Source organism: Streptomyces sp. NBC_00510 (assembly GCA_036013505.1).
Classification (GTDB): Bacteria; Actinomycetota; Actinomycetes; order Streptomycetales; family Streptomycetaceae; genus Actinacidiphila.
In genome coordinates this window covers 2,058,970-2,085,233 of sequence record CP107851.1, presented here as the reverse complement: position 1 = coordinate 2,085,233, position 26,264 = coordinate 2,058,970, and the positions used below count along the sequence as shown (strand labels likewise).

At 74.4% G+C, this 26,264-nt stretch carries 25 protein-coding genes; 11 read left to right on the top strand and 14 right to left on the bottom strand.

The window, feature by feature from the left end; translation table 11 throughout:
* The first annotated feature begins 74 nt into the window (after nt 1-74).
* Together OG937_09280 and OG937_09275 are read left to right on the top strand one after the other, a co-directional pair.
* Complete coding sequence (locus OG937_09280) at nt 75-692, top strand: XRE family transcriptional regulator (GenBank protein WUD71877.1); 618 nt, start codon at nt 75-77, stop codon at nt 690-692.
* Between the two features lie 14 nt (nt 693-706).
* Nucleotides 707-832: a DUF6126 family protein gene (locus tag OG937_09275; protein WUD71876.1), complete on the top strand. Its 126-nt coding sequence runs from the start codon at nt 707-709 to the stop codon at nt 830-832.
* A gap of 17 nt (nt 833-849) precedes the next feature.
* Here the strand turns inward: OG937_09275 and OG937_09270 are convergent, their stop codons facing one another.
* On the bottom strand, nt 850-1,674 hold the full coding sequence (locus tag OG937_09270) for a tyrosine-protein phosphatase (GenBank protein WUD71875.1): 825 nt from the start codon (nt 1,672-1,674) through the stop codon (nt 850-852).
* Nucleotides 1,675-1,919: 245 nt separating this feature from the next.
* On the opposite strand from OG937_09270, the gene OG937_09265 reads away from it, so the two are divergent.
* The gene (locus OG937_09265; protein ID WUD71874.1) at nt 1,920-2,711 is read left to right on the top strand and encodes an SGNH/GDSL hydrolase family protein; all 792 of its coding nucleotides are present in this window, start codon (nt 1,920-1,922) and stop codon (nt 2,709-2,711) included.
* Between the two features lie 37 nt (nt 2,712-2,748).
* Here the strand turns inward: OG937_09265 and OG937_09260 are convergent, their stop codons facing one another.
* Nucleotides 2,749-3,129 carry an ATP-binding protein gene (locus tag OG937_09260; GenBank protein ID WUD78680.1) on the bottom strand — a complete coding sequence of 127 codons (381 nt, stop codon included), beginning with the start codon at nt 3,127-3,129 and terminating at the stop codon, nt 2,749-2,751.
* A 214-nt stretch (nt 3,130-3,343) separates the two neighbouring features.
* On the opposite strand from OG937_09260, the gene OG937_09255 reads away from it, so the two are divergent.
* Nucleotides 3,344-4,243: a helix-turn-helix domain-containing protein gene (locus OG937_09255; GenBank protein ID WUD71873.1), complete on the top strand. Its 900-nt coding sequence runs from the start codon at nt 3,344-3,346 to the stop codon at nt 4,241-4,243.
* Between the two features lie 52 nt (nt 4,244-4,295).
* Nucleotides 4,296-5,102, top strand: coding sequence for an SAM-dependent methyltransferase (locus tag OG937_09250; protein ID WUD71872.1), 807 nt, complete (start codon nt 4,296-4,298; stop codon nt 5,100-5,102).
* A gap of 21 nt (nt 5,103-5,123) precedes the next feature.
* Here OG937_09250 and OG937_09245 read toward each other — a convergent pair whose 3' ends face one another.
* From OG937_09245 to OG937_09220, 6 genes are read right to left on the bottom strand one after another with little or no spacing between them, the layout of a single operon-like run.
* On the bottom strand, nt 5,124-6,017 hold the full coding sequence (locus OG937_09245) for an STM4011 family radical SAM protein (GenBank protein WUD71871.1): 894 nt from the start codon (nt 6,015-6,017) through the stop codon (nt 5,124-5,126).
* Between the two features lie 11 nt (nt 6,018-6,028).
* Complete coding sequence (locus tag OG937_09240) at nt 6,029-7,408, bottom strand: STM4012 family radical SAM protein (protein WUD71870.1); 1,380 nt, start codon at nt 7,406-7,408, stop codon at nt 6,029-6,031.
* Nucleotides 7,405-8,214 carry an STM4013/SEN3800 family hydrolase gene (locus OG937_09235; GenBank protein ID WUD78679.1) on the bottom strand — a complete coding sequence of 270 codons (810 nt, stop codon included), beginning with the start codon at nt 8,212-8,214 and terminating at the stop codon, nt 7,405-7,407. Before OG937_09235 ends, OG937_09240 begins: the two co-directional genes overlap by 4 nt.
* 1 nt (nt 8,215) lies before the next feature.
* Nucleotides 8,216-9,373, bottom strand: coding sequence for an STM4014 family protein (locus OG937_09230; protein ID WUD71869.1), 1,158 nt, complete (start codon nt 9,371-9,373; stop codon nt 8,216-8,218).
* On the bottom strand, nt 9,354-10,319 hold the full coding sequence (locus tag OG937_09225; protein ID WUD71868.1) for an STM4015 family protein: 966 nt from the start codon (nt 10,317-10,319) through the stop codon (nt 9,354-9,356). Before OG937_09225 ends, OG937_09230 begins: the two co-directional genes overlap by 20 nt.
* 7 nt (nt 10,320-10,326) lie before the next feature.
* Entirely contained in the window at nt 10,327-11,283 is a 957-nt protein-coding gene (locus OG937_09220) for an STM4015 family protein (protein WUD71867.1), read from the bottom strand.
* A gap of 205 nt (nt 11,284-11,488) precedes the next feature.
* On the opposite strand from OG937_09220, the gene OG937_09215 reads away from it, so the two are divergent.
* Both OG937_09215 and OG937_09210 read left to right on the top strand, forming a co-directional pair.
* Nucleotides 11,489-11,815: a hypothetical protein gene (locus tag OG937_09215; GenBank protein WUD71866.1), complete on the top strand. Its 327-nt coding sequence runs from the start codon at nt 11,489-11,491 to the stop codon at nt 11,813-11,815.
* A gap of 21 nt (nt 11,816-11,836) precedes the next feature.
* Nucleotides 11,837-12,925: a hypothetical protein gene (locus OG937_09210; GenBank protein ID WUD71865.1), complete on the top strand. Its 1,089-nt coding sequence runs from the start codon at nt 11,837-11,839 to the stop codon at nt 12,923-12,925.
* On the opposite strand, the gene OG937_09205 is transcribed toward OG937_09210, so the two are convergent.
* The 5 genes from OG937_09205 to wecB all read right to left on the bottom strand — a co-directional run bounded on the left by OG937_09205 (nt 12,901) and on the right by wecB (nt 19,776).
* Complete coding sequence (locus OG937_09205) at nt 12,901-13,824, bottom strand: carbohydrate kinase family protein (protein WUD71864.1); 924 nt, start codon at nt 13,822-13,824, stop codon at nt 12,901-12,903. The two genes, OG937_09210 and OG937_09205, sit on opposite strands and share 25 nt — an antisense overlap.
* Nucleotides 13,825-14,080: 256 nt before the next feature.
* On the bottom strand, nt 14,081-16,243 hold the full coding sequence (locus OG937_09200; GenBank protein WUD71863.1) for a glycosyltransferase family 1 protein: 2,163 nt from the start codon (nt 16,241-16,243) through the stop codon (nt 14,081-14,083).
* The gene (locus OG937_09195) at nt 16,240-18,057 is read right to left on the bottom strand and encodes a hypothetical protein (GenBank protein ID WUD71862.1); all 1,818 of its coding nucleotides are present in this window, start codon (nt 18,055-18,057) and stop codon (nt 16,240-16,242) included. Before OG937_09195 ends, OG937_09200 begins: the two co-directional genes overlap by 4 nt.
* On the bottom strand, nt 18,057-18,698 hold the full coding sequence (locus OG937_09190) for a methyltransferase domain-containing protein (protein ID WUD71861.1): 642 nt from the start codon (nt 18,696-18,698) through the stop codon (nt 18,057-18,059). The genes OG937_09195 and OG937_09190 overlap by 1 nt, the downstream gene beginning before the upstream one ends.
* The gene (gene wecB, locus OG937_09185) at nt 18,691-19,776 is read right to left on the bottom strand and encodes a UDP-N-acetylglucosamine 2-epimerase (non-hydrolyzing) (GenBank protein ID WUD71860.1); all 1,086 of its coding nucleotides are present in this window, start codon (nt 19,774-19,776) and stop codon (nt 18,691-18,693) included. The genes OG937_09190 and wecB overlap by 8 nt, the downstream gene beginning before the upstream one ends.
* Nucleotides 19,777-19,838: 62 nt before the next feature.
* Between wecB and OG937_09180 the strand changes: the two genes are divergently transcribed.
* Genes OG937_09180 through OG937_09170 form a run of 3 tightly spaced genes read left to right on the top strand, consistent with a single transcriptional unit; the run spans nt 19,839 to nt 23,698 of the window.
* Nucleotides 19,839-21,269, top strand: coding sequence for a glycosyltransferase family 4 protein (locus OG937_09180; protein WUD71859.1), 1,431 nt, complete (start codon nt 19,839-19,841; stop codon nt 21,267-21,269).
* Nucleotides 21,270-21,287: 18 nt separating this feature from the next.
* Nucleotides 21,288-22,547 (top strand): nucleotide sugar dehydrogenase, encoded by a 1,260-nt coding sequence (locus tag OG937_09175; GenBank protein ID WUD71858.1) that lies wholly within the window; start codon nt 21,288-21,290, stop codon nt 22,545-22,547.
* Nucleotides 22,547-23,698, top strand: coding sequence for a glycosyltransferase (locus OG937_09170; protein ID WUD71857.1), 1,152 nt, complete (start codon nt 22,547-22,549; stop codon nt 23,696-23,698). The genes OG937_09175 and OG937_09170 overlap by 1 nt, the downstream gene beginning before the upstream one ends.
* A gap of 319 nt (nt 23,699-24,017) precedes the next feature.
* On the opposite strand, the gene OG937_09165 is transcribed toward OG937_09170, so the two are convergent.
* On the bottom strand, nt 24,018-25,049 hold the full coding sequence (locus OG937_09165; GenBank protein WUD71856.1) for a saccharopine dehydrogenase NADP-binding domain-containing protein: 1,032 nt from the start codon (nt 25,047-25,049) through the stop codon (nt 24,018-24,020).
* 228 nt (nt 25,050-25,277) lie between these two features.
* Between OG937_09165 and OG937_09160 the strand changes: the two genes are divergently transcribed.
* The gene (locus OG937_09160; GenBank protein WUD71855.1) at nt 25,278-26,189 is read left to right on the top strand and encodes an esterase family protein; all 912 of its coding nucleotides are present in this window, start codon (nt 25,278-25,280) and stop codon (nt 26,187-26,189) included.
* The last annotated feature ends 75 nt before the right edge of the window (nt 26,190-26,264 follow it).

Sequence of the window (26,264 nt, the reverse complement as noted above, 5' to 3'; positions counted from 1 at the left end):
GCGTCCGGCCCACGGCGCTTTGCCCCTGAGACAAATTTTTTGCCTCAGGGGCGAACCGTGTCTATACCTGAGGTATGACCTCACCATCCGCGGACGAGGCGCCCCTGCCGGACGTCGCCCCTCAGCTGCGCGCGCTGCGCCGCAGGGGCGGGCTGACGCTGGAGGCGGCCGCCGCCCGCGCCGGGCTCTCGCCCGCGCACCTGTCCCGGCTGGAGACCGGGCAGCGGCAGCCTTCGCTCCCCATGCTGCTGACCCTCGCCCGCACCTACGGCACCACGGTGTCCGACCTGCTCGGCGAGACCTCCCCCGAGCGTGATCCGGTCGTCCGCGGCGGTTCCGTGCCGCCCGCGGAGGCCGGCGGCTGGACGTACTGGCCGGCCGGGAACCCCGGGCGGGCCATGCAGGCGCTGCGGCTGCACGTGCCGCCCGGCCCCCAGGAGGGGCTGGTCCGCGTCCACGCCGGCGAGGAGTGGCTGTACGTCCTGGGGGGCGAGCTGCGGCTCACCCTCGGGGACGCCGTGCACCGGCTGGTGCCCGGCGACAGCGCCCACTTCGACTCGCTCACCCCGCACCGCATCGCGGCGGCCTCGCCGAACGGTGTCGATCTGCTGTTCGTCCACACGCTGCTGCGGAGTTCCGTCGTAGAGCTGTGCCTGGGCGACGGCCGTTCCCCGCGCCCCCACGGCGCATGACGAGAGGACTGACCGTGTCCGGCAACTCCGGGGGCAAGGCCCCCATGGGCTTCAAGGTGCGCACCTTCATCTACCTGGTGGGGGTCCACATCATCGCCGCGTTCTTCTTCCTGATCTTCCACCTGGCCGGGGCCAAGTAGGGCGCCGCCGCCTCGTGTCAGGCCGGCTGCGCGCCGTCCAGGAAGAGCGCGCGCAGCCGCTCGCGACGCCCGGGAGTGAGGCCGATCCCCTCCTCCAGGTAACGGTCCACCGAGCCCCAGTGCTCCTCGATGGTGTCGAAGGCGGTCTCCAGGTACTCCTTGCGCGCGTCGAAGAGCGGGCCGAGCAGCTCCATGACCTCGGGGGTGGTCGCCGGTTCTGCGTCGTCGCCGCGCTTGATGCGGTAGCGGCGGTGGGCCTCGTTGCTCTTGAGGTAGTCCTCCACGATCGCGTCGCGCTCGACCCCGAGGGCGAGCAGGATGACGGCGACCGAGGTCCCGGCCCGGTCCTTGCCCGCGGCGCAGTGCAGCAGCGCCGGCACCGACTCGTCCTCGGCGAGCAGTTCCAGCATGCGGGCGTGCTCGGCGGTGCGGTCCAGCACGATGCGGCGGTAGGCCTGCACCATGCGCGCGGCGGCGCGGCCCTCGCCGAGGATCTCGCGCAGCGCCGCGATGTCGCCGTCGCGGACCGTCGTCCAGAACTCGGCGCCCGAGGCCGGGTCGCTCAGCGGCATGTTGACGTTGCGCACGCCGGGCAGCTCGACGTCCGGGCCCTCCAGCTTCATGTCGGAGGCGTTGCGGAAGTCGAAGACCGTGTGCAGCCCGAGGGAGGAGAGGAAGGCGGCGTCATCGGCGGTGGCGTGCGCCAGGTGGCCGCTGCGGAAGAGCCGTCCGTACCGCACCCGGCGGCCGTCGGTCGTCGGGAGGCCGCCCACGTCGCGGAAGTTGCGCACCCCGGTCAGCTCGGGTTCCGACGGGGCGGTCTGCGGCGTCTGCTCGGTCACCGGGGCTCCTTCGCTCAGGGGCCGGACGGTGCGGATCACCGGCGGCCGGACCACTCCCGACCTTACGACACCCCGGGCGCGGCCCGTACCGCCCGGTATGTGATCGCGGGAGGGGGCTGTGCGCGGCGGGGGCGAGGCCGCCGTATTCCGCTTCCGGCGGATCCGGCCGGGTGGGATACATCACCCCCCGTCAACCCTTGGTTACGGTGGCGTAGGTCACTTGAGGAGGTGAAGTATGTGCTGACGTGCCAGACGATTCGAAGAGAAACAACAGTGCCGCCATCGGGTCGTACACCGCCCTGGGGGACAGCTTCACGGAAGGTGTGGGCGATCCGGGTCCCGACGGGACGTTCATCGGCTGGGCCGACCGGCTGGCGGTCCTCCTGTCCGACCGTCGCCCGGAGCACGACTTCCGGTACGCCAACCTCGCGGTGCGCGGCCGCCTGCTCGACCAGATCGTCGAGGAGCAGGTGCCGCGGGCCGTGGAGCTCGCGCCCGACCTCGTGACCTTCTGCGCGGGCGGCAACGACATCCTCCGCCCCGGCAGCGACCCGGACGACGTCGCGGAGCGCTACGAGGCGGCGGTCGCCCGCCTCACCGCCTCCGTCGGCACCGTCGTGCTGTGCACAGGTTTCGACACCCGCGGCATCCCCGTACTGCGCCATCTGCGCGGCAAGATCGCCACCTACACGGCCCATGTGCGCGCCATCGCCGACCGGTACGACTCCCCGGTGCTGGACCTGTGGTCGCTCCGTTCCGTCCAGGACCGCCGGGCCTGGGACTCCGACCGCCTCCACCTGTCGCCCGAGGGGCACACCAGGGTCGCGCTGCGCGCCGCGCAGGTGCTGGGCCTCGAGGTTCCGGCCGACCCCGACCAGGCGTGGCCGCCGGAGCCGTTCCGCGCGCCCGCCGAGATCCGGCGGGACAACATCCAGTGGGCGCGCGAGTACCTCGTGCCCTGGATCGGCCGGCGACTGCGCGGGGAGTCCTCCGGCGACAACGTGGAGCCCAAGCGCCCGGACCTGCTGCCGCTGTAGCCGGCGGGCCCTTGGGGTACCGCGCGCGGGTGCGGCGTCAGAAGGACGAGGCCCCGGAGGCGAGTTCGGCCCACACGACACGGCCGCCACCGTCGTCGGTGGGCCGGACGCCCCATGCCTGCGAGAGCGCGCCCACCAGCAACAGCCCGCGGCCGCCCTCCTCGTCGACGCCCGCCGCCCGCGGCCGGGGCGCAGTCGGCGCGTGCCCCTGGTCGCTGACTTCGAGGCGGAGCCGGGTGCCGTCGTAGCGCAGCCCGCAGGTGATGAACTCACTGCCGGTGTGCATGACGGCGTTGGTGAAGAGCTCGGAGACGATCATCTCGGCGTCGTCGCGGAGTCCCTCGTCCGCCTCCCACTCCCGCAACCGTGCCCGCACGCGGTGGCGTGCGTCGGCGACCGAGGACCCGTGAGCGGGCAAACGGAAGAGGTCCTGGCAGCGACGGGCGTCGAGGTCGCCACGGCGCTCTAACCGCAGAGCGTCTGGTGAGGAGGCCACGTCGCTAACTATGCGGTGCTGTTCTCACTGTTGGCAAGATGCGATCTGTAATTTACAGAACGGCCGATGCGCACTGTCGGTTTTCGTTGACGGCATGACACACTGCTTGTGGCAGAGGGGAGTTGGGGAAGTGGTCGTGACGGACGCGCGGTCAGCCGGTGCCCCCACCGTCCTCCGTGTGGTGCTCGGAAAACGGCTCCAGGACCTGCGTGAGAAGGCCGGACTCTCCTTCGAGGACGCGGGCCGGGCGCTCGACGTCACCCACGCCACCGTCCGCCGCATGGAGAAGGCCGAGGTCGGCCTGAAGATCCCCTACGTTGAGAAGCTCCTGCGCACCTACGGGGTCACCGACCCGGAAGAGGTCGAGGGGTTCCTGGCGCTGGCCCGCGAGGCCAACCAGCCGGGCTGGTGGCACCGCTACCGCGACGTCCTGCCGGACTGGTTCAGCGCCTTCGTGAGCCTGGAGGGCGAGGCCGGTGTCATCCGCGCCTACGAGCCGCACTACGTCCCCGGACTGCTGCAGACCGAGGACTACGCGCGCGAGGTGCTGCGGGCGGGGAACCCGGGCGCCGGCGACGCGGAGATCGAGCGCGGGGTCGCGCTGCGCATGGAGCGCCAGGCCCTGCTCACCCGCGAGGACGCGCCGCTGGTCTGGATCGTCATCGACGAGACGGTGCTGCGAAGACCCATCGGCCGTCCGGCGGTCATGCGCGCACAGATCGCCAAGCTGATCGACTCCTGCGCCCTGCCCAACGTACGACTCCAGATCATGCCGTTCACGGCCGGACCGCACCCCGCCATGTACGGGCCGTTCCACATCTTCCGGTTCCAGACGCACGAGCTCCCGGACGTCGTCTACTCGGAAAGCCTGGTCGGGGGCGTCTACTTCGACGACCGCGACGACGTCTCGGCGTTCCTGGAGGCACTGGACCGGATGTGCGCACAGGCCGCGCCCACCCAGAGCACCGAGCGGATCCTCGGTGGCATCCACAGGGAGACGGGACCATGGAGCGGACCCACGACGGCGACGAGATGACCGCACCGACCTCGGCCCGCAAGGGTCACCGGAATCCGAACGGAGCAGGGCGTTGACCGACAAGGGCTTCCCCGCGGAGGAGATCGACACCAGCCGGCCGCACCCGGCCCGGATGTACGACTACTACCTCGGCGGCAAGGACAACTACGAGGCCGACCGCGAGGCGGCCGAGATGGTGATCCGCATGACCCCCGACGCGCGCCCCAGCGCCCGCGCCAACCGGGACTTCATGCAGCGCGCGGTGCGCTACGCGGCGGGGCAGGGCGTCCGGCAGTTCGTCGACATCGGCACCGGCATCCCCACCTCGCCCAACACCCACGAGGTCGCCCGCTCCGTCGTCCCCGAGGCCCGGGTCGCCTACGTCGACAACGACCCCATCGTCGCGGCCCATGCCGGCGCGCGGCTCACCAACACCGGCAACGCCGGCTTCTTCCTCGGCGACGTCCGCGAGCCCGAGACCATCCTGGAGCACGCCACCATCCGGGAGCTGATCGACTTCGACGAGCCCGTCGCCCTGATGCTCGTCGCGCTGCTGCACTTCGTCCGCGAGGAGGAGGACCCGGCGGGGATCGTGCGCACCCTCACCAAGAACCTCCCGGCCGGCAGCTTCCTGATCCTCAGCCACGGCACGACCGACTTCCACCGGGACGTCGACGCCGACGCCGGTGAGGCGTACAAGAACGCCACCTCCACCCTCAACCTGCGCAGCAAGCCGCAGATCGAGCCCTTCTTCGAGGGGTTCTCCCTGGTCGAGCCGGGCCTGGTGCAGGTGCCGCGGTGGCGCCCGGACTCCCCGTCCGCGCAGGAGGGCGAGCACGCCCGCGCAGCCTTCTGGGGAGGCGTCGGCCGCAAGGGCTGACGCGGGGGCGTCGGCCGCCCGCTACGGGAGCAGGGGCGGCAGGAGCAGCGGGAGCGGAGTCCGCCCCGGCGGCGGCGCGGCGGGGATCCGCTCCAGGACCCCGCCCGCGAACACGTCGTACAACGGCAGCGTCTCCAGGTGGACGTAGCCGATGTGGCAGTCGCAGACGGCCAGCGGGCACGCACGCGGGCGCAGCGCCGCGCGGTAGGAGCCGTCGTAGAGGTTGCCCAGTTCCTCGGGGACGAAGTGGCAGCGGCGCACCGTGCCCTCGCCGTCCACCGAGATGACCGACTCGCCCGTGCGGCACGGCAGGCCCGCGCTGCGGTGCGGATGCCGGCTGTACGGGAAGAGCGGGTCCAGCGCGGTCCACCGCGCCGCCTCGGCGTCGGTGTACGTGTGGCCCTCGGCTGCGTTGACCCACAGGTAGACGTGGTCCGGGAGGTCGGCCCGCAGCCGGTCGGCCTGTTCCAGGTGCTCCGGCAGTCCGACGACGCCCACGCTGTGGCGCACGCCGCGGTCCGCGAGCTCGCGGCACTTGGCCAGGAAGCGGTCGTAGGGCGTCTGGCCCGGGTGGAAGGTGCACCACAGGGCGAGCGTGTCCAGGTCGGCCTCGTCCATCCACTCCGTGCGGCAGCTCAGATTGGTCTGGATCGCCACCCTGCGGACGTGCGGAAGTCGGCTCAGCTCCGCCAGCGTACGCCGGTACCAGGAGCGCACCAGGCCCTCGCCCCACGGGGTGAACAGCAGGGAGAGCCGGTCGCCGGTCCGCCCGGCCGCCCAGCCCGCGAAGCGCTCCAGCGCGGCGCGGTCGGCGGTCAGCTGGGCGCGGCTGTCACGGCGCTTGGCGAAGGGGCAGTACGGGCAGTCGTAGTCGCACGAGGCCAGCGGGCCACGGTAGAGGATCGTCAGGTCCATGGCAGAAGCGCTCACTTGGGCTCGTAGGCGGCCATGCGCCGGCGGACGGCGGCGGAGAACAGCTCGGGTCCGGCCGCGTCGGAGTGGGCCAGCCCCTCGGGCGACAGCCGCAGCACCTCCGGCCCCGCTGAGGCGTCGAGCCAGCCCCGGTCCGCGAAGCGCTCCAGTTCCGCGGCGAAGTCCTCCCCGGGAGCCGTGCCGAACCGGGCCCGGTACTCCGCGACCGGCAGGCCCTCGGCCTGCAGCAGGGACTGCAGCAGATGACGGCGGCGGGCCTCCTCGGCGTCCATCGCCCAGCCGAAGTCGGCGTGGGCGAACTCCCCCGTGGTGCGCGCCGTGTAGTCGTCGATGATGCCGCGGATGTGGTGCATGTCGACGGCGTAGTCGAAGGAGTAGTGCAGCGAGGAGGTGTACGAACGGGCGCCGCAGCCCAGGCCCACCATGCCGTCGGTCTGGCAGGCGTAGTCCCCGCCGCCCGTGGTGGGCGCCCCCGTACGGCGGAACATGCGCATCGACACCTGCTCGTAGCCGTGCGCCAGCAGATGGTCGCGGCCGTGGCGGTACAGCCGCAGCCGCTGTTCGTCCCACGCCGCTTCGCCCCGCGCGGCGTCGGCCGCGTGCCGGCCGAGGCCGGTGAGCGGGCGGACGTACAGGGGGTACAGGTACAGCTCCTCGGGCCGCCAGGCGAGCGCAGCGTCGAGGGACCGCGTCCAGGAACCCTCGGTCTGGCCGTCGATGCCGTAGATCAGGTCGATGTTGAGGACGGGTATGCCCGCCTCCCGGATCCTGCCCAGCGCCGCCTCGACGTCGGACCGGCGCTGGGGACGGACGGCGGCGCGTGCCTCGGCGTCGACGAAGCTCTGCACCCCCAGGCTCAGCCGGGTCGTGCCGCGCTCCGCCAGCACCGACAGCCGGTCGGCGGTCGCGGTGGCCGGCGAGGCCTCCACGGAGAGCGGTATCGCCCGCAGGCCCGCCCCCAGGCCGTGTTCGGCGAGATCGCAGAGCCGCTCCAGCTCGGCAGCCTCCAGGTACGTGGGGGTGCCGCCGCCGAAGGCGGCGTTGGCGAACCGCGCGCCCTCGCCCAGCGCCTCCCGCACCGCCGCGGCCTGGCGCTCCAGCGCGTCCAGGTAGGCGGTCGCCAGGCCGTCGGGTGCCCCGATCCTGGTGAAGAGGTTGCAGAAGCCGCAGCGGACCTCGCAGAACGGGATGTGGAAGTAGAGGGACAGCGCGTCCTTCGGCTCGTCCGCCCACAGGTCGCGCAGCCGGGCGTGCTCGCGGGGCAGCGCGCGGTAGGCCGTCTTGTGCGGGTACGCGTACACGTAGTGCCGGTACGGGCGCACGGCGGCCGTGGCCGAGGGCGTGGCGGAGAGCGTCACCTCGGTGCGGGTCATCGGGCGGCCCCGTCGAGGAGGAAGTGGGCGTAGGGCACCGTCCACACGACCTCGTGGCCGATGCGGTGGCCGGTGTGGCCGTCCTCGCCGTACGCCGTGCCGTGGTCGGAGCAGACGACGGCCAGGCACGGACGGCGGCTGGAGACGGCGGCGAAGAGCCTGCCGATGTGGCGGTCGACGTACTCCAGGGCGGCGGCGTGGGTGGCGCGCGAGTCGCCCGCCTCCCGGGTGGCGCCCGGCAGGTGGAACCAGTTGGGCTGGTGCAGCGCCGACACGTTCACGAACAGGAAGAGCCGCTGCTGCGGCGGCAGGGCGGCGACGACCTCCTCGGCGCGGGCCACCTGGGCCTCGAAGGAGGTCGGGGAGGGCACGCCGAACTCCGGCTCCCAGTGGCTCTCCTGGAAGAGGCCGGGCAGCACCGAGCCCAGCGGCGCCTGCTTGTTGAAGAAGCCGACGCCGCCGATGCACACCGTGCGGTAGCCGGCCTCGGCCAGGCCCGACACCAGGTCGGGGGTGTCGTACACGAAGGTGCCGTCCGCGGTGCTCTCGCTGCCGGCGAAGCGCGCCGCGAACAGCCGCGGGTGGGGACCGGGCGTGGTGGGCGTGGGCAGGAAGCCCGCGAAGATCGCCTGGTGGGAGGCGTAGGTGAAGCTGCCTGGCGCGTGCCGGCGTTCCCAGCTGCCACCGGGCAGATGGCGGGCCAGATGGGGGATGCGGCCGTCCGCGGTCAGCTCCTCGGCCACGTCGTGGCGGAGGGTGTCCAGCGTGACCAGCAGGATGTCGTGGCTTCCCACGATCTGGTTCATGTCAAGCGGTGGCGTCATGGTTGTGCTCCTCGCGTCGCGCGCCGTGCATCGCGGCCGGTACGGCGGCGACCTGGGCGGCGTAGGTGTCCAAGCCCTCGGCGCCGCTGCCGGGGAGGCCGGTGAGCCGGGGCAGCAGATCCCCGAAGGCGTTGACCTCGCCGACGGCGAAGCGGCGCCAGCCCGTCGCGGGCAGGACGTCCACGCCGACGCAGAGCGTGCCGGGGAAGCACGCCGCCGCCCGTTCGGCGGTCGTCAGCACCTCCCCGAAGTCGCCGCCCGCGGCGCGGATCGCCGCGCGGGCCGTGTCCAGGTCGCCGCGGGCGCCGCCGAGGTGCAGGTTCGTCATGGGGTGCGGGCTGGTGCGGACGACGGCGTGCGTGGCGCGGCCCGCGACCACCACCACCCGCAGGTCGGCCGCCCGCCCGTGCTGGGACGCCTTGGGCAGCCAGCGCTCGACGTGCAGCCCGTCCGGGGCCAGCGCGTCCACGAGGGCGGCGACCTCCCGCTCCGTGCGGTACTCGCGTACCCGCAGCGAGTTGAACAGGCGTCCGTCGGCGGTGGTCTCCACCGAGGTCGTGGCCTTGACCCGGCCGGGGCCCGCCATCGCCAGCGCCACCACCCCGGAGGCGGAGGAGCCGTGCGCGGGCTTGAGGAACGCCCGGGAGATCCGGGCGGACCGCAGGCGCTCCCTGAGCTCGGCCCAGCCGCGCACCGGCGGTCCGTCGGGAGCGGGCGGCACCGGGACCCCCGCGGCGGCCAGCCGGGTGTGGCAGCGGCGCTTGTCGAACAGCACGGCGACCTCCTCGGCGTCCGCCGACGGCACCGCACCGGCCCGGCGGGCGGCCTCCGTCACCTCGTGCACGGCGGCGGTGAAACGGCGGTACCACAACGCGGTGCCCTCGACCCTGGCCGGGTCGTCGGCGCCTCGCAGCATGCGGTCGACCTCGGCGTCCTCGCCGGGCGAGTCGACGCGCACGAACTCGCCGGGCGCGAAGGCGTACCGGCCGCGCAGCACGTCGCGCCATGCCAGCACACGGGGCGCGGGATGACCCGCGGCACGCACCGCGTCGGCGAAGAGGGTCGTCCTGCGGTTGCCGGGGTTGCCGACGACGGCGATGCGGAGCGCACCGCCGGTACCGCTACTCGGAGACGGCGACATAGCGCCACTCCTCGTTCCGCCAGTGATGCGGCTCGCAGTGCTCCGACAGGTCGACCTCGGTGCCCGCGGAGCCCACGACGGCGCTCAGCCGCTCGGCCACGGCCCCGCTCAGGAAGTGGTGGTGCAGGTCGAGCCGCTTGAGATGGGTGAGCGGCTGGCCGCCCAGCAGCGCCTCGGCGCCGGTGTCGGTGAGGGTGCCCATGGACAGGCTCAGCGTCTCCAGCTGCGCGACGACGGGAGCGGAGGCCACGGCCGCCGCGATCTCGTCCTGCAACTCGCTGTCCTGCAGGCCGAGGTGGCGCAGCGCGGGGAAGCGGCCACCGGCCAGGACCGGCGCGAGGTCGGCGACCGTGGCGTCGCCTCCGTACTGCTCCACGCCGAGCCACAGCTCCAGCCGCTCCAGCGAGGGCAGTTCGCAGGCGCCGACCGCCCGCACCACCGCGCCGGGCAGCCCGCCGGACTCCAGGCGCAGCACGCGCAGCGCCTCGTGACGGACGGGACGCAGCGACAGCGGCTCCTCGCCCAGCCCCTGCGAGTCGCCGCCGCGGACCCCGAACTCCTCCAGCAGCGGGAAGCGTTCGAGGACGGGCGTGACGTCGGTCAGCTGCAGCCAGGAGACCTCGCACTCCTCGCCGGTCACGTCGGCGAGGAACAGGGCGCGCAGCGCGGGGAAACGCTCCGCGTCCGCGAGCACCAGTTCGAGGACGGGACGCAGCTCGGAGTACTCGTCGTCCCACCAGGGGCCGAGGACCAGCGCGCGCACCCGCGTGGTGTCGACCGCCGCGGTGAAGTGGCCCCACAGCTCGGGGAAGGGGATCTCGCCGGCCTCGAAGCAGTCCAGCCGCCAGGCCACGGCGTCGGGCCCGGGCAGCTCGGCCGTGCCGGCCTCCGGCAGCGTGTGCACGCGCAGCCCGTGGAAGGTCTCCAGGTGACGTGTGACGGTCATGACGGCCTCACTCCGCGACGGCGGTGTAGCGGTGGACCTCGCCGTCCCACTCGTCCTCGTCACCGGGTTCCGAGAGGTCGACCTCGACGCCCGAGGGCTCGAGGGCGGCCCGCACGCGCTCGGCGACCGGCTCGGTGACGAAGTTGTGGTGCAGGTCCAGCCAGTTCAGGTGGGTGAGCGGCTGGCCGGCGAGCAGGGCGGTCACACCGTCGTCGGTGAGCACGCCCAGGGACAGGTCGAGCGAGGAGAGCTGGGCCACGACGGGGGCCGCGGCGACGGCGGCCGCGATCTCGTCCTGGATCTCGCTGTTGCGCAGGCCGAGGTGGCGCAGCGCGGGGAAGCGGCCGCCGGCCAGGACCGGCGCGAGGTCGGCGACCGTGGCGTCGCCTCCGTACTCCGCCACGCCCAGCCACAGCTCCAGGTGCTCCAGCGCCGGGAGTTCGCTCGCGGCGACACCGCGGACCGCCTCGCCGGGCAGGCCGCCCGCCTCGAAGCGGAGCGTGCGCAGCCGCTGGTGGCGGGTCGCCGGGAAGCGCAGTCCGGTGCCGCCGCGGACGCCGAACTCCTCCAGCCGCGGATAGGCCTCGAGCACCGGCGTCACGTCGGACTGCTCGATCCAGGAGATCTCGGCCTCCTCCATCTCCAAGTCGCCGATGAACACGGCCTCCAGCGTGGTCAGCCGTTCACGCGCGTCCACGAGCAGCCGCACGAGGACGCCGGAGTCGTTGTCGTAGGGCTCGCCCCACTGACCCAGGACCAGGGCCCGTACCCCGGCGGGTTCGACCGTCTCCAGGAAGCGGTCCCACAACTGCGCGAAGGTCTCCTTCGCGTCGTCCTCCCAGGGGTTGACGGCCAGCCGCCACGCCACCGCGCCCGCCGCCGGGAGCTCCTGCCGCGCGCCGGGCGCGGGGAAGTCGAAGGCCGGCAGGCCGTTCAGTTCCTGCAGATGTTCGACGTGGGACATCGGTGGTCTCCCGAGGTGGACGGACGCGGTGCCTTGAGTGGTGGTGCCTTGAGTGGTGGTGCCTTGCTCGCGAAGAGTTCTACCAAGCCGCTCCGACAGTGCCTGCTGCGGGCTGTGTACAAGCCGTCGGGGGGGCGTTGTCACACCCCCCGCGTAGCGTCGTGGACATCGGGTCGGCGGGTGCCGACGGCGGAGGGAGACACGCATGTACCGGCAGGGGGACGTCCTGATCGTGCCCGTCGCGGAAGCGGCCGTGCCGCCGGGCACGGACCGGATGCCGCGGCAGGCGAGGGACGCGCGGGGCAGGCTCGTGCTGGCCCTCGGCGAGGTGACCGGGCACGCCCACGCGGTGGTCGGGCCGGGGACGCTGGTGCGCGAGACCGGGCCGTTCGGGGCGGCGTACCTCCATCTCCCGGACGGCGGGCGGGTGGTCCACGAGGAGCACGCCGCGATACCGCTGCCGAAGGGGTGGTACCGGGTGGTGCGGCAGCGCGAGTACGCGCCCGGCGCGGTACGCGTCGTGGCGGACTGACCAGGACGGGGGAGCGGAGCGATGACGACGGTGGCGAGCACGGGCACGGGCACGAGCACGAGTTCAGGCACGGGTGCGGCGACGGAGCCGGCGGCGGACACGACGGCGCTGTGGCGCGAGGTCGTCGCGGCGACCGGACCCGCGGACCGGGCGGCGGCGGAGGAGGGGGTGCGCCTGGCCTACCGGCTGGCGGGGCTGCCGGAGCCGGAACGGATCGTGTGGGCGGCCTCGCCCCTGGAGGCGGTGGTCCTGGCCGTGCGCCTGACGGCGGACGGCACGGCGGGCGGCAGCGTCCGCGACGCCGTGCGGACACGGCCGTGGGCGGCCGCGCGGGAGCGGGTCGCCGACCGGCTCGGACCGGCCGGGTGGGCGGACCACTGGGCCGTCACGGGCGCGCAGTTGTGGGACACGACGGTACTGCTGACCGAGCGGATACGGACCGCCGTGGTGGACGCCGGACCGGGTGTGCCCGGCGGCGGGCAGGCCGTGCGGCTCGCGTTGCTCGACGCCGTGCTCGGGCAGCACGACGCGGCGTGGTTGGCCGCCTTCGACGGACAGGAGGGCACGCGGGAGCTGGCCGGGATCGCCGCGGTCGCCCGGAGCGCCGGCTGGTGGTGGCCGTACGAGCGGACGGCCGTCGTCGCCGAACGCCCCCTGGAGTTGCACCGGGACGAGGCGGGCCGGCTCGACCGCGGCGACGGCCCCGCGCTGGCCTACGCGGACGGCTTCGCGCTGCACGCCTGGCGGGGCATGCCGGTCCCCGCCGAGTTCCTCGACGGGCTCGCCGGGCTGACCCCGCGCCGTATACGCGAGGAGGAGAACGCCGAGCTGCGCCGGGTGATGCTGGAGCACTACGGCTACGAGCGCTACCTGGAGGAGTCCGGGGCCGAGCCCGTGCAGCGGGACGCCGCCGGCGTGCTGTGGCGGATCGAGCTGGAGGGGGACGAGCCGCTGGTGATGGTCGAGGTCGTCAACTCCACGCCGGAGCCGGACGGCACCCACCGCACCTACTGGCTGCGGGTGCCGCCGCGGACCCGGACCGCCCGCGAGGGCGTCGCCTGGACCTTCGGACTGGAGGAGGCCGACTACGTGCCGGAGAGGGAGACCTGAGCGGACTCCAGCGTCGCGGCGTCGATGAGGGCGAGGTTGCCGCCCGCCGTGCAGGTGTGGGCACCTGCCGTCGCGCCGAGCCGGGCGCAGGACTCGAAGTCCAGTCCGCGCATGCGCCCGTGGAGGAAGCCGCAGAGGAAGGCGTCGCCCGCCCCGTTGGAGTCCACCACCGGGCCGGGCGGGGTGACGGCCGGGATGTGCCGGGGCATGCTGCCCCCGTCGCGCGCGAGCAGATAGGCGCCGCCCGCGCCCGCGGTGGCGATCACGGCCTGGGCGCGGCCGTCGCGCAGGATCCCGCGCATGATGTCCGCGATGCGCTCGCCCGCTCCCGCCGCGCTGAGGAAGACCAGGTCGGAGCGGCGGGCGAACTCCCGCTGGTGCTCGGCCAGTCCGTCCCAGTCGTGCAGGTCGGTCGAGACGGGCAGGCCGAGTTCCTCGATGTCGTCGTAGAGGAAGCGCGTGAAGTGCGAGATCGACAGGTGCACGTGCCGGGCGCGGCGCAGGTGCGGCAGGTAGAACTCGCGCGGCATCCGCAGGTCCGCCGGGTCGCGCCCGTCGTAGAAGGACATCCGGCGGCCCGTGGCGTCCACGAGGTTGACGGCCCGCCGGGTCCCGGCGGGGGAGATCAGCGGCTCGAAGTCGACGTCGCCCTTGGCCAGGCGCTCCCTGAGCATGGTGCCGATCCAGTCGTCGCCGACGAAGTCGAGGAACTTCACGGTCATGCCGAGCGCGCGGCAGCCCAGCGCCACGTTGCCGCCGGTCTGGCCGGGCCACTCCCGGACCGGCTCCACCCCGAGGGAGTCCACGAGCGGTACGGGCAGGCTGTCCACCCGCACGACCGTGTCCACCCCGGAACCGCCCACGACGAGCACGTCGTACGGCGACTCTTCCGTGGTCATGTGCACCTCCAGTCACCACCCCGGCGCCATGTTACGGCCGTGCGGTGTCCTCCGGCGTCCGGTCACGGATGTGCCCGGCCACCCAGGCGGCCCGCTCCTGCCGCATCCTGGTGAAGCGCAGCCCCCACTCCAGGGTCGGCCGGCCGTGGAAGGCGAAGGCCGCCGGCGTCAAAGTCGGTGGCAGGCCAGACGGTGGCGTGGCTGCCCGCCGGCAGGCAGGCAGCCGGCCCGGCACCCGCGCCCGCCCCCGCGGGCGTCACGGCGCCGAGCCGGTGACCAGCTCCGTCCACGCCGCGCGGACCGTGTCGAGCCCGAAGGACGCGCGCAGCCAGTCGCGGGCCTGCTCGCCCGCCTCCTGCCAGCCGTCGGCCGCGAGCGCCGCGATCGCGTCCGCCATGGCCGAGGGGGAGTCGTGGATCCAGCGGCGCTCGTAGATCGCGTCGGCGCCCGGCCAGGGCAGCAGGGCGGGTACCGCGCCGGAGGCCATACCCTCGGCGGGCGCGAGGTGGAAGCTCTCGTCGTCGCTGGTGGAGAGCACGAAGCCGATGCGCCGCAGCCAGCTCGCCACGTCGGGGCCGAAGTCGTCGAAGACCACGGCGTCCTCCAGCGGACCGGACTGCACACGGCGCAGCACGGCGTCGTAGTGCGCCCGCTCCTCGGGCTTGTTCCAGATCCACCAGTAGTCCCAGGGCATCTTGGACTTCACCGACAGCCGCCACCGCGGGTCCCTGGCCCGCAGCGCCTCGAGCACGTCCAGGCCCAGGTCGAGCCGCTTGCGCGAGGGCGCGATGCCGATCATGCCGAGGCGGTAGCGGGCGTCGGGGACCTTGGGGCGGTCCAGCTGCCGGTCGTCGACCCAGTTGGGGACGGTGACGAGCTTCTCCTGCGGCCAGCCGGTGCGTTCCCGCGTGAGCCGGTTGTAGTGCGGGCTGACGCACACGACGCGGTCGACGGCGTCGATGTCGACCTGCGCGGGGTATCCGGCGTACAGCTCGAAGCGGTGGAGGCGCACCAGCAGGCGGGAGCCGCGCCGCTTGTGGCGGCTGTACCAGACGGCCGCCGGCCCGCACCACTCCACGACCACGACGTCGGCCCAGGCGGCGAGTTCGCGGCCGGCGGCCGCGTCGTGCCGGGCCAGTGCCTCCCAGGCGTCGACCCGCACCTCGACCCCGGGCAGGGCCTGGAGGTGGTCCAGCAGACGCGTGAAGAACTTCAGGTCGTGCCCGGCCACGACGACCCGCAGCGGCCGTCCGCGTCCGGCGAGCGCGACCGGTGCCGCCGGCAGAGCCCGTTCGACCAGGCCGCGCAGCCGTTCGGCGGCCCGGTCAAGTGAGAAGTGCGCGGCGGCCTCGCGGCAGCGCCGGGCGGCCGTGCGGTAGGCCTCGGGGGAACGGGCGGCGGTGGCGACCGCCTCCGCCGCGTCGTCGAGGGTGCCGCGGCCGGGGACGAACAGCGGGTAGTCGGCGCCGAGCAGCGCCTCGTGCGCGGGGGTGCGGTTGAGCACGACGGGCAGCCCAAGCGTCCCGAACTCCAGCACCTTCGTGGACAGTTCCAGGCTCGCGTCCAGTTCCGGATGACGCCAGCCCAGCCCCAGGTCGCATCCCGCGGCGATCCGCATGGCCTCCTGGCGGGGGGTGCCGCCGTGGTGCACCACGCCGGTCGCGCTCCGCAGCGCACGCTCCATGGCCGCGTGGAAGCCGGGGTGCCGCGGGTCGTCGTGGACCTTGTCGCCGACGGTGTGCAGCTCGGCCCGGATCCCGCGGGTGGCCAGCGCGCCCGGCAGTTCCGTCATCTCCAGGGTGTTCCAGCGCGGCGCGAACTTGCCCGTGTACACCATGCGGACGGGGTCGCGCGCCGCGTCGTGCCCCGGCACCGCGAAGTCCGGGACGGGCACGCTCGGCGGGTACAGCACGCATTTGCCGCACGCGGCCGGCACCCAGGCCTCGATGAAGCAGCGCAACTCCTCGGTCTGGCACAGCAGGTAGCGGGAGGCCTCGGCGATCCTGGTCAGTTCGTCGACCGCCTCGTCCGACATCTGCGCAGCCGACTGCGGGATGTCCGTGAGGTACGCCCAGATCCGCCCGTCGAAGGCGCCGTCGGCGACGACCTGCGCCACCAGCCGGCGACCGCGCAGCACCAGCAGGTCGCACGGCTCCCGCTCGTCCTGCTCGCGCAGCACCCGCGAGGCCTGGACGGGGGACAGGACGTGCCCGGTCGGTACGACCGACACCCCCGGCAGCTGCGCCAGCGGATCGACCAGCCGTCCGGTGCGCACCGGCGCCTTCAGCACCAGCCGGGTCCCGCAGCCGGCCCGCGCCAGCGCCTGCACCGTCGACTGGGCCCACACCGCGGAACCGTCGATGAGGTTGAGGTCCACGTCCCCGTAGACCATCGCCCTGACCGTGCGCGTGCCCGTCATCGGACCTCCTCCGGGCGGATCGTGAACAGCCGTGCCGCCCCGGGGGACGGCCAGAGCGTCCTGCGCAGCAGGGCCGGGCGGAAGCCGTTGACGTGCGGCACGAAGCCCGGGGTGTCCGCGCTGAAGCCCACCGCGTCGGCCCCGGAGCACTCCTGGGCGCACATCAGGTCCAGCAGGTGGACCGCCGGCCGTTCCTCGGCGAGGTCCGACCAGTCCGCGACCCAGGGCGCGCCCGGCCCGTCCGCCGTGGCCCGTACGGTGACCCCGCCCGCGGTGAGTTCCGCGTAGGCCGTCCCGGGAACGGGCACCAGCACCTCGGCGGGGCGGAGCCGCTGCGTCATCACCTGCGCGACCAGGCGTGACACCTCGGCTCCGTCACGCGGGTCGGCCAGCACGGCCACCCGCCGGGCGTCCAGCGGGTCCGCCGCCCCGGCGATCCGGGCGAGCTCCGACAGCCGGACCCGGGTAGCCCGGGAGGTGAAGATCTCCCGCAGGTCTGCGCGGTCCACCGACGCCGGGTCCAGCCGGGCCGGCTGCACCCCGGTGTCCCCGTCGAGCACGGCGTCCCAGGGGAACGGGGCCAGCCCCGGCGCGGCGGAGGCGGGGGCGTCCCGCCACAGCACGGCGGTACGGCCGAGCGCGTGGACGGTGGCGAGGAGTTCGGCCAGCCGGCGGTCCAGGTCGGGGGCGGTGCCGGTGCCGGTGTGCGCCCACGGCCCGGCGAGGCAGGCGCTGAGCTGTACGACGAGCACGTCCGGGTCGGTGCGTTCGGCGACCTGCCGTGCGTCGTGCGGCAGCACGCGGTTGACGACGGCGTCGTGGGCGAAGTCGGCGGCGGTCGTGGCGTCCAGGACGCCGGCGATGACCAGCCGGTCGCGGGGGCCGGCCGTGAACGCCCGGTGGGCCAGGTGCAGGTGTCCGTCGGCCGCCGGACCGCCCCCACCCGGTGCCGGGGAGGCGGCGGCCGGCGCGCCCGGCCGGGCGGCCGCCGGGCGACCGCCCTTGCCGCGGCCGCGCCACATCCCGTACAGCTCGCGCGGCAGCCGCGTCGAGCCGCGCAAGGGGGAGCGCGCGGCCGAGACCAGTGCCTGGCCGACCCGCAGCGAGGTCGAGCCCTGCAGCATGGCGACCCGGGTCTCCAGCACCCCGATCCGCTCCCGGGCGCGTCGCAGCTCGGCCGCGAGCCGGTCGCGTTCGTGGGTCACGGCCGCCGTCCGCTCGCCGTCCGTGCCGTCCTGCAGCGCCTCCAGCGCGCGCTGGTCCTCCTCGTGCTGCCGCTCCAGCTCCAGCACCCGCGCCCGCTCGGCACGCGAGACGAACTCCGCCAGCACGTACTCGCCGGCCACCCGCAGCGCGGTGCTCTCCCCGCCGGGCACGGGCCGCCCGGCCGGGTCCAGGAGCGGCAGCAGCGCCTCGGTGCAGGTGAACACCGCGCCGCCGTGCAGGTGCAGGTAGTCCAGGCCGGCCGCCCGCAGCACCTGGCAGCGGTGCGCCACCAGGGCGTCGAGCAGCCGGTGGTACGGCAGTTCGGCACCGGCGTGGCCGAACACGATCAGGCCCTTGCCGCCAGGGCGCATGCGCCGCAGCGCCGCGAGGCACGCGTCCTCGTCGCCGTGCCGGGTGGGGTCGGGGCCGTAACTGAGCAGGGCCAGCCGTCCCTCGCCGACCGGGTCCTGGCCACCGGCCTGCGGGGGGCACAGCCGGACGCCGCCCGGCAGGTGCAGGTACGGCTCGAGCGGGATGCCGCCGCCGGTCGCGTCGACGACCTCGGTCACCCCGTCCAGGTGCGGGTGGAGCAGATCGAGCAGGCGCATCAGGAGGTCCTCGTGAAGACGTGGAAACCGACCCTGTTCTCCCGGAAACCGTACGGCGTGAAGCCGCCGTACCGCAGTCCGAGCGGTTCGACGGCGGCGCGGTACTCGGCCGCAGGGCGGTGCAGGATGTAGTCGCCGCGCGCCACGCGCCCGGGCGCGTCCTCGTCGGTGACGACCAGCCGGCCGGTCAGCCGGACGAGGGAGGCGAGGTTGACCAGCGCGGCCCGCCAGGCGGTGTCGCCGAGCACGTGGAAGAGCACGTCCACGGCGAGCACCACGTCGTACAGCCACGGGCTGCGCCACGCCGACAGCTCCGCCACCGCGTAGCGGGGGCCGCCGCCGAGCGCGCGGCCGTGGTCCACCGCCGAGGGGCTGGCGTCGATCGCGTCGACGAGGTGGCCGCAGCGGGCCAGGGCCCGGGCGAAGTGGCCCTTGCCGCAGCCCGCGTCGAGTACGAGCAGCGGGTCGTTGGCGCGTTCGGAGTCGCCGGTGATGCGCAGCACCCCCGCGAAGCGCAGCGCGTAGAAGATCTCGTTGCCCGGCCGGTCGAGGCCGATGTGGCCGCCGGAGGCGAGGTCGTCGTGCTCGCGGTGGCGGTTGTCCCAGTACGCGAGGGGGTCGTCCAGGCGCGGCTCAGACATGGTGGTCCAGCCACTCGGTGATGACGCGGGCGATGCGGGGCCCCGAGCGGCCGTCCCACAGCGGGGGGCCCTCGGGGGCGCGGGCTTCGCCGTCCAGCGCCTTGAGCAGGGCCGGGACCAGCCCGTCGGGGGCCACCAGGCGGTTGGTGCCGTGGGTGACCGTCACGGGCCGCTCGGTGTTCGGCCGCAGCGTCAGGCAGGGCACGCCCAGGACGGTGGTCTCCTCCTGCACCCCGCCCGAGTCGGTGACCACCGCGGCGGCGCCCCGCAGCAGCCCCATGAACTCCAGGTAGCCGAGCGGCTCCAGGATCCGGATGCCGGGCGTGTCGCCGAGCCCCGCCGCCTCCAGCGCGGCCCGCCCGCGCGGGTGCAGCGGGACCGCCAGCTCCAGGTGCTCCGCCGCCTCGCGCAGAGCCGCCACGGCGGCGGCCGCGGAGGCCGGGTCGTCGACGTTGGCGGGACGGTGCAGCGTGACGACGCCGTAGCGCCCGGGCAGCCCGTGGGCGGCGCGGGCGGCCTCCGGGTCGAACCGCGGCAGGTGGGCCATCAGGGTGTCGATCATCGGGTTGCCGACGAAGTGCACCCGGGCGGTGTCCACGCCCTCGTCCGCCAGATGCCCCACCGCCTCCGGGCTGGTGACGAAGAGCAGGTCGGCGAGCTGGTCGGTCAGCCGCCGGTTCACCTCCTCCGGCATCGTCATGTCGAAGCTGCGCAGGCCCGCCTCGACGTGCGCCACGGGCAGCCCCAGTTTGGCGGCGACCAGGGCGGCGGCGAGCGTGGAGTTGACGTCCCCGTAGACCGTGACCAGGGCGGGCGCCCGGGCCGACAGCTCGTCCTCCAGGGCGGTCAGCAGGGCGGCGGTCTGCCGGGCGTGGCTGCCGGAGCCGACGCCGAGGTCCACGTCCGGCTCGGGCAGGCCGAGCTCCCGGAAGAAGACGTGCGACATGCGCTCGTCGTAGTGCTGTCCGGTGTGCACCACCGACTGCGGCTGCCCGGCCTCGCGCAGCGCGGCGACGACCGGGGCGGCCTTGACGAAGTTGGGCCGGGCGCCGACCACGTGGACTACCGAGCCGAGCACGGTGCCTCCCGTTCACTTGCCGTGCTTAGGGTGGGATTGTGCGTCGTCGTACTCTTCGTGCCTTGATTCTCGCCGCCTCCGTGGCAGTCCGTCATCTGCGGGACGACCCGGTGCGCGCGGCGTCCCTTGCCCTGAGGGTCGCCCCGGGGCCGGCCCGGCGGCCCGCCCGGTGGGCGCTGGCCCGGCTGCCCGAGCGCGATCCGCACCGCGTACGCGGCGGTGCCACCGCGTACGGGCCGCGGGGGGTGCCCGCCCCGGCGGGCGTGCCGGGGACGGCGGTGCCGGGGCGGGTGCTGCACCTGGTCACCAACTCCCTGCCGTACCGCAACGCCGGCTACACCGTCAGGACGCACGCCATCGCGCGCGCCCAGCGGCAGGCGGGCCTGGACCCGCAGGTCGTCACACGGCTGGGCTTCCCCGTGGCGCAGGGCGTCTGGGACGGACGGCCGGCGCAGGTCGTGGACGGGGTGCCGTACCACCGCCTGCTGCCGGCGCGGATGCCGGGGACGTCCGCGGCCGCCCTCGCCCGCAACGCCGAGCTCGCCGCCCGGCTCGTCGAACGGCTCCGCCCCGCGGTCCTGCACGCGGCCACCGATCACCCGAACGGCCGAGTGGCGCTCGCACTGCGCGAATCGTTCGGCCTGCCGGTCGTCTACGAGGTGCGCGGCTTCCTGGAGGAGACCTGGCTGACGCAGGGACCCGGGCGTGACCGTGACAGCGCGTCGTACCGGGAGCGGCGCGCCCTGGAGACGCACTGCATGAAGGCCGCCGACCTGGTGCTCACCCTCGGCGAGGCCATGAAGGCGGAGATCGTCTCCCGGGGGGTCCCCGAGGAACGGGTGCGGGTCGTGCCCAACGCCGTGGACGACGTCTTCCTGCAGCCGCTGCCCGACCCCGGTGACCTGCGCACCCGTCTCGGCATCGGCCCGGACGAGATGGTCGTGGGAACGGTCTCCACGCTCACGCCCCACGAGGGCATCGGCACCCTGCTGCGCGCCGGGGCCGTACTGCGCCGCCGGGGGGTGCCGCTGCGCCTGCTGATCGTGGGGGACGGCCCGCAGCGGCCCGCGCTGGAGCGGCAGGCGGCCGGGCTCGGCCTCGGCGGGAGCGCCCTGTTCACGGGCCGTGTGCCGTACGCCGAGGTGCGCGCCCACCATGCCGTGCTGGACGTCTTCGCGGTGCCCCGGACGGGAGAGCGGGTGTGCCATCTCGTGACCCCTCTCAAGCCGGTGGAGGCGATGGCGAGCGGTCTTCCCCTCGCAGCAAGTGATGTCACGGCGATGGGGGAGCTGGTCGAAGACCAGGTGAACGGACGGCTAATTCCGTCAGGAGACGTAAATGCCTGGGCAGATGCGCTCGAAATATTGCTCTATAGTCCAAATCAACGGCGGATGATGGGCGACGCCGCCCGCGCACGAGTGGCCCGCGACCGTACGTGGGCCCACATCGCGGCGCGGACGCGCGACGCCTACCGCGGTCTGGGGGCCGTATAGCGCTCTGGATGGTGCGGCATGACGGTGGAGCTCGCAGTCGTAGGCCTCGGATACGTCGGGCTGCCCCTCGCCAGGGAGGCGGCGGCGGTGGGACTGAGCGTCGTGGGACACGATCTGGACCCCGCGGTGGTGGACGCCCTCAACTCCGGCCGCTCGCACGTGGACGACGTCCGCGACGACGACCTGCGCCGCATGCTGGCCTCCGGGTTCACCGCGACCACCGGCCAGGAGTGCCTGGGGGAGGCCCAGGCCATCGTCATCTGCGTCCCCACCCCGCTGTCCGAGGACGGCGGGCCCGACCTGACCGCGGTCACCGGAGCCGCCGAGGCGGTCGCCGCGCGGCTGCGCCCCGGCGTCCTGGTCGTGCTGGAGTCGACGACCTACCCCGGTACCACCGACGAGGTCGTCCGGCCCCTGCTCGAGGCGGGCTCGGGGCTGCGCGCCGGGGTGGACTTCGCCCTCGCCTTCTCGCCAGAGCGGATCGACCCGGGCAACCGGACCCACGGCTTCCGTGACACCCCGAAGATCGTCGGCGGGCACACCCCCGGGTGCGCGGCGCGCGCCGTCGCGTTCTACGGCAAGCTCGTCGACACCGTCGTGCGGGCCAAGGGCACCCGCGAGGCCGAGATGGCCAAGCTGCTGGAGAACACCTACCGCCACGTCAACATCGCGCTCGTCAACGAACTGGCCATCCTCTGCCGCGAACTGGGCGTGGACATCTGGAACGTCATCGACTGCGCCGCCACCAAGCCCTTCGGCTTCCAGGCCTTCCGGCCCGGCGCGGGCGTGGGCGGCCACTGCATCCCGATCGACCCCAACTACCTGTCGTACAAGGTCCGCACGCTCGGCTACGAGTTCCGCTTCGTCGAACTCGCCCGGGAGATCAACCACCGGATGCCTGAGTACGTGGTGCGCCGGGCGCAGGACCTGCTCAACACGGCCGGGAAGGCGCTGCACGGCTCACGGGTGCTGCTGCTCGGCGTCACCTACAAGCCCGACATCGCCGACCGGCGCGAGAGCCCCGCCGTCCCCGTGGCGCGGCTGCTGCGCCGGCTCGGCACGGGGATCTCCTTCCACGACCCGTTCGTGGAGGCCTGGGAGGTCGACGGCGAGCCCGTCCCCCGGGCCGGCGACCTGGCCGCCGCCCTGCCAGAGCACGACCTGACGGTCCTCCTGCAGGACCACAGCGCCTACGACCTCCAGGTGGTGGCGGACCGGGCCCGCCTGCTGTTCGACACGCGCGGACGCATCTTCCGGCCGGACGTCGAGGTGCTGTGATGCACGTACTGGTCGTCACCGTCGTGCACCACCCCGAGGACGCGCGCATCCTGCACCGTCAGATAGCCGCCCTCATGGCCCACGGCCACACCGTCACCTACGCCGCGCCCTTCACCGCGCGGGCGACCCCGCCCCGCCCCGGGGTCGAGGGCGTCGACCTGCCCCGGGCCACCGGACGGGACCGGCGTGCGGCCGTCCGTGCGGCCCGGCGCCTGCTGGTGCGGCGCGGGTCCACCGTCGACGCCGTCCTGCTCCACGACCCCGAACTGCTGCTCGCCCTGCCGCGCGCGCTGCGGCACTGGCACCGCACCGGCACCCGGCGGCCGGCCGTGGTGTGGGACGTGCACGAGGACACCGCGGCCGCCCTCACCATGAAGGGCTGGGTGCCGCGGCCACTGCGCCCGCCGCTGCGTCTCGTGGTCCGCGCGGCCGAACTCGCCGCCGAGCGGCATCTGCACCTGCTGCTCGCCGAGGACGCCTACCAGCGGCGCTTCCGCCGCGCGCACCCCGTGGTGCCGAACCTGGTCACCGTTCCCACGGACCCCCCGCCGGCGCCGGGCGACGACCGCGTGGTCTACCTCGGGCAGCTGTCCCGGGCCCGCGGCGCCGAGGAACTGGTCGCCATGGCACGGCTGCTGGCCCCGGACGTCCATGTGGAGCTCATCGGCGCCGCCGACGGCGACGTCCGCGCACTGCTGGCGGCGGCCGACCGCGACGGCGCGCTGCGCTGGCACGGTTTCCTGCCCAACGACGCGGCCCTGGGCCGGCTGCGCGGCGCCCTCGCCGGGGTGTCGCTGCTGCGCGACGAGGCGAACTACCGCCACTCGCGGCCCACCAAGGTCGTCGAGTACATGGCCTACGGCATCCCCGTCGTGAGCACCCCCAACCCCCTCGCCGCCGAGCTGGTCCGCGGGCACGACTGCGGCCTCCTCGTCCCCTTCGGGGATCCCGCGGCTGCCGCGGACGCGGTCCGACGGCTGCGCGACGACCCGGAACTGCGCCGCGCGATGGGCGCCCGCGGCCACGCTGCCGCCCGCGGCGGGCTGCACTGGCCCGACTGCGCCGGGCACTTCGTCACGAGCCTGGAGGGCTGGGCGGTGGCGGCGGCCACCGCCGCCACGGCGCGCGCCTCGGCGGCGAATCCGTCGTAGCGGGAGACTCGGCCGGCGCGGGTGGCCCGGTCGCGGACCGGTGGGGCGGCTCCGGCGGCAGGGTCGCGGGCTGCGGTTCCGAGTCACCGCAGGGCCGTCGGAGGCCGAGCGTCGCCCGGACCTTGCCGCTGTGCCTGGCGCGGGTGCGTGCGCCCGGTCGCGGGAGTGGGCGCGTGGTGGCGCCCTTCCGCCGTGGCCTTCAGGGACCGGCCGACCGCGGCGCGGGTCGGCCTCGGCGACCGCGTCCCGCGGCGGCGGGTCCGTCGTAGCGGGAGCTTCGGCCGGCGCGGGCCTGGGCGGTGCGCCTGTCGTAGGTGGATCAGCTGACGTGGGGTCCGCCCCGGTGTACTCCGTCCAGTTCCAGGACGAAGTCGGCGCCGAGGGCCGAGGAGGGGGTCTGGGTGCCGTGCGGGAGCCGCGGCAGCCGGGTCACGATGCGCAGCACCGAATCGACGATCAGGGCGTAGCCGTTGGGGGCCGACAGTGCCGCCTGGGCCTCACCGCCGTGCGCGTCGCGGGCGCGGGCCCACACCTGGGAACGGGTGCGCGCCCGCGCGCGCTCGCCGGGGCCCGTCAGGAAACGGTCGACCCCCGCGCGGGCCAGCCGCCGTACCGGTCCGACCCCGAGCACGCGTGCCACCAGCGGGGCGCCCGGCAGCCAGGTGTACGTCGAGATGTTGGGGATGCCGGTCGAATGGTAGGCCGTGCTGACGTCGCCCCAGGCGATGCCGGCGACCTGGCGCCGGCCGGTGCGGAAGGACGCGGTCACCCGGGGGTGCCCGAGCGGGACGTCGCGGATCACCCCGTCGACGCGGGCGCGGCCGCCGGCGCCCTTGTCGAGCGCCTCGAGCGCGGAGCGCGCCGTGCCGGGGCTCGCGCCCCCGCCGGCCACGAAGGCGATGTCCAGGTGGGTGGCGGTGGGCAGCGCGGCGGCGACGGTCGCGGCGAGGCAGTCGGTGGGGACGACGTCGAACCCCGCCCCGGGCAGCAGGACCACGCCCGCCGCGCGGGCCCGGGCGCTCATCGCGTGCAGCGCCTCGAGGACGTCGATCTCGCCGGTGATGTCGAGGTAGTGCGTGCCGGTGTCCAGGCACGCCTCGGCCATCGGCAGCGCCGTCGCGGAGAAGGGCCCGGCGCAGTGGGCCACGGCGTCCACGTCCGCGAGCGCCGCGCGCAACGCCGCCGCGTCGCCGAGGCCGACCACCCGGTGGTCCAGGCCCAGTTCGGCCGCGAGCGGGGCCAGCGCGGGGGCCGACCGGCCCGCGAGCACCGGGCGTTCCCCGCGGGCCACGGCCTCCCGTGCGACGAGGCGGCCGGTGTAGCCCGTGGCTCCGTACAGCAACCAGGTCATGCGTGTGTGCTCCCTCGTCGGTTCCGGCCCCCGGGGTGAGGTCTCCGGGCACCGAACCTACCGGTCGGTCACCGGACTTCGCCCCCGGCGCATCGCGGGCCTGCGGCGCGTCGCGGGGAACCGAGGCGGCCGTTGAACCACTTCCGGCCGCCGTCCGTTACCCCGGGTAAAGGGAGTGTGCCCGGTCCGTGCGCGCCCCCGCCGCGCACTCCTGTGAGGAGCCACCCCATGACCCCCAGCACCGCACGCGCGCCCGGAGGGACCGCCGCCGAGGTGGCCGCCGCGACCCGCGTCGACGCACGCACCTGGGACCTGACGGTCGCCTCGGCGGCGCTCGGCCGCCCGGCGGCGGTGCGGATCGTCCTGCCCACGGACTTCGCGCGTGCGCCCGGGCGCACCTGGCCGGTGCTGTACCTGCTGCACGGGCCGCACGAGGACCACACCGCCTGGAGCCGGCAGGCGGGCGTCGAGCGGCTCACCGAGGGCGGCGGCCTCATCCTCGCCATGCCGGACTGCGGCCCCGCGGGCCTGTCCAGCCACTGGCTCGATGGCTCCGACTACGAGACCTTCCAGCTGGGCGAAATCGACGGGCTGCTGCGCCGCGACTACCGGGCCTCCGGCGTACGGGCCGTGGCGGGCGTCTCGACCGGCGGCCACGGCGCCATGGCCCACGCCGCCCGCCACCCGGGGGCGTTCCGCGCCGCCGCCTCCTTCAGCGGCGTCCTGGACACCACCTTCGCCGGGGTGCCCACCGCCCTCGACGCCCTCCTGCTCCGCGAGAGCCTCTGCCCCGGGTCCCTGTGGGGCGACCCCGTGGACCGGTGGGACACCTGGCGGTCCTTCAACCCCACGGCGCGCGCGGGAGGGCTGCGCGGCACCGCGCTGTACGTGTCCTGCGGAAGCGGCGCCGCCGCCCCGGCCGTAGGCGGCGGCACCGAGCTGCTCCCGGAGGTGCTGGAGAGCACCCTGTGGCCCGCCACGCATGTCTTCGCCACCGCGCTGGAACTCCGTGACATCCCGGTGACGACGCACTACTACGAGGGCGGCCGACACGAATGGGCTTACTGGCGACAGGAGTTCGCGACGGCGTGGCCGCTGCTCGCCCACGCGCTCGGGCTGCCGGGACCTCCCGTCGCGTGACGATGAGACGATGAGAGGGTCAGAGGGTGAGAGGAAGGCCCCTAACGAGGGGGGCGCGCTCACTCGTTCCAGTGG

Excerpts from the sequence above, each read along its gene's own strand:
- OG937_09230 (WUD71869.1), bottom strand. The coding sequence starts at position 9,373 with ATGTCGCCGTCTCCGAGTAGCGGTACCGGCGGTGCGCTCCGCATCGCC.
- OG937_09160 (WUD71855.1), top strand. The coding sequence starts at position 25,278 with ATGACCCCCAGCACCGCACGCGCGCCCGGAGGGACCGCCGCCGAGGTG.
- OG937_09205 (WUD71864.1), bottom strand. The coding sequence starts at position 13,824 with ATGACCACGGAAGAGTCGCCGTACGACGTGCTCGTCGTGGGCGGTTCC.
- OG937_09220 (WUD71867.1), bottom strand. The coding sequence starts at position 11,283 with ATGTCCCACGTCGAACATCTGCAGGAACTGAACGGCCTGCCGGCCTTC.
- OG937_09200 (WUD71863.1), bottom strand. The coding sequence starts at position 16,243 with ATGACGGGCACGCGCACGGTCAGGGCGATGGTCTACGGGGACGTGGAC.
- OG937_09165 (WUD71856.1), bottom strand. The coding sequence starts at position 25,049 with ATGACCTGGTTGCTGTACGGAGCCACGGGCTACACCGGCCGCCTCGTC.
- OG937_09175 (WUD71858.1), top strand. The coding sequence starts at position 21,288 with ATGACGGTGGAGCTCGCAGTCGTAGGCCTCGGATACGTCGGGCTGCCC.
- OG937_09190 (WUD71861.1), bottom strand. The coding sequence starts at position 18,698 with ATGTCTGAGCCGCGCCTGGACGACCCCCTCGCGTACTGGGACAACCGC.
- OG937_09170 (WUD71857.1), top strand. The coding sequence starts at position 22,547 with ATGCACGTACTGGTCGTCACCGTCGTGCACCACCCCGAGGACGCGCGC.
- OG937_09280 (WUD71877.1), top strand. The coding sequence starts at position 75 with ATGACCTCACCATCCGCGGACGAGGCGCCCCTGCCGGACGTCGCCCCT.
- OG937_09245 (WUD71871.1), bottom strand. The coding sequence starts at position 6,017 with ATGGACCTGACGATCCTCTACCGTGGCCCGCTGGCCTCGTGCGACTAC.
- OG937_09195 (WUD71862.1), bottom strand. The coding sequence starts at position 18,057 with ATGCGCCTGCTCGATCTGCTCCACCCGCACCTGGACGGGGTGACCGAG.
- OG937_09215 (WUD71866.1), top strand. The coding sequence starts at position 11,489 with ATGTACCGGCAGGGGGACGTCCTGATCGTGCCCGTCGCGGAAGCGGCC.
- OG937_09225 (WUD71868.1), bottom strand. The coding sequence starts at position 10,319 with ATGACCGTCACACGTCACCTGGAGACCTTCCACGGGCTGCGCGTGCAC.
- OG937_09235 (WUD78679.1), bottom strand. The coding sequence starts at position 8,214 with ATGAACCAGATCGTGGGAAGCCACGACATCCTGCTGGTCACGCTGGAC.
- OG937_09240 (WUD71870.1), bottom strand. The coding sequence starts at position 7,408 with ATGACCCGCACCGAGGTGACGCTCTCCGCCACGCCCTCGGCCACGGCC.
- OG937_09210 (WUD71865.1), top strand. The coding sequence starts at position 11,837 with ATGACGACGGTGGCGAGCACGGGCACGGGCACGAGCACGAGTTCAGGC.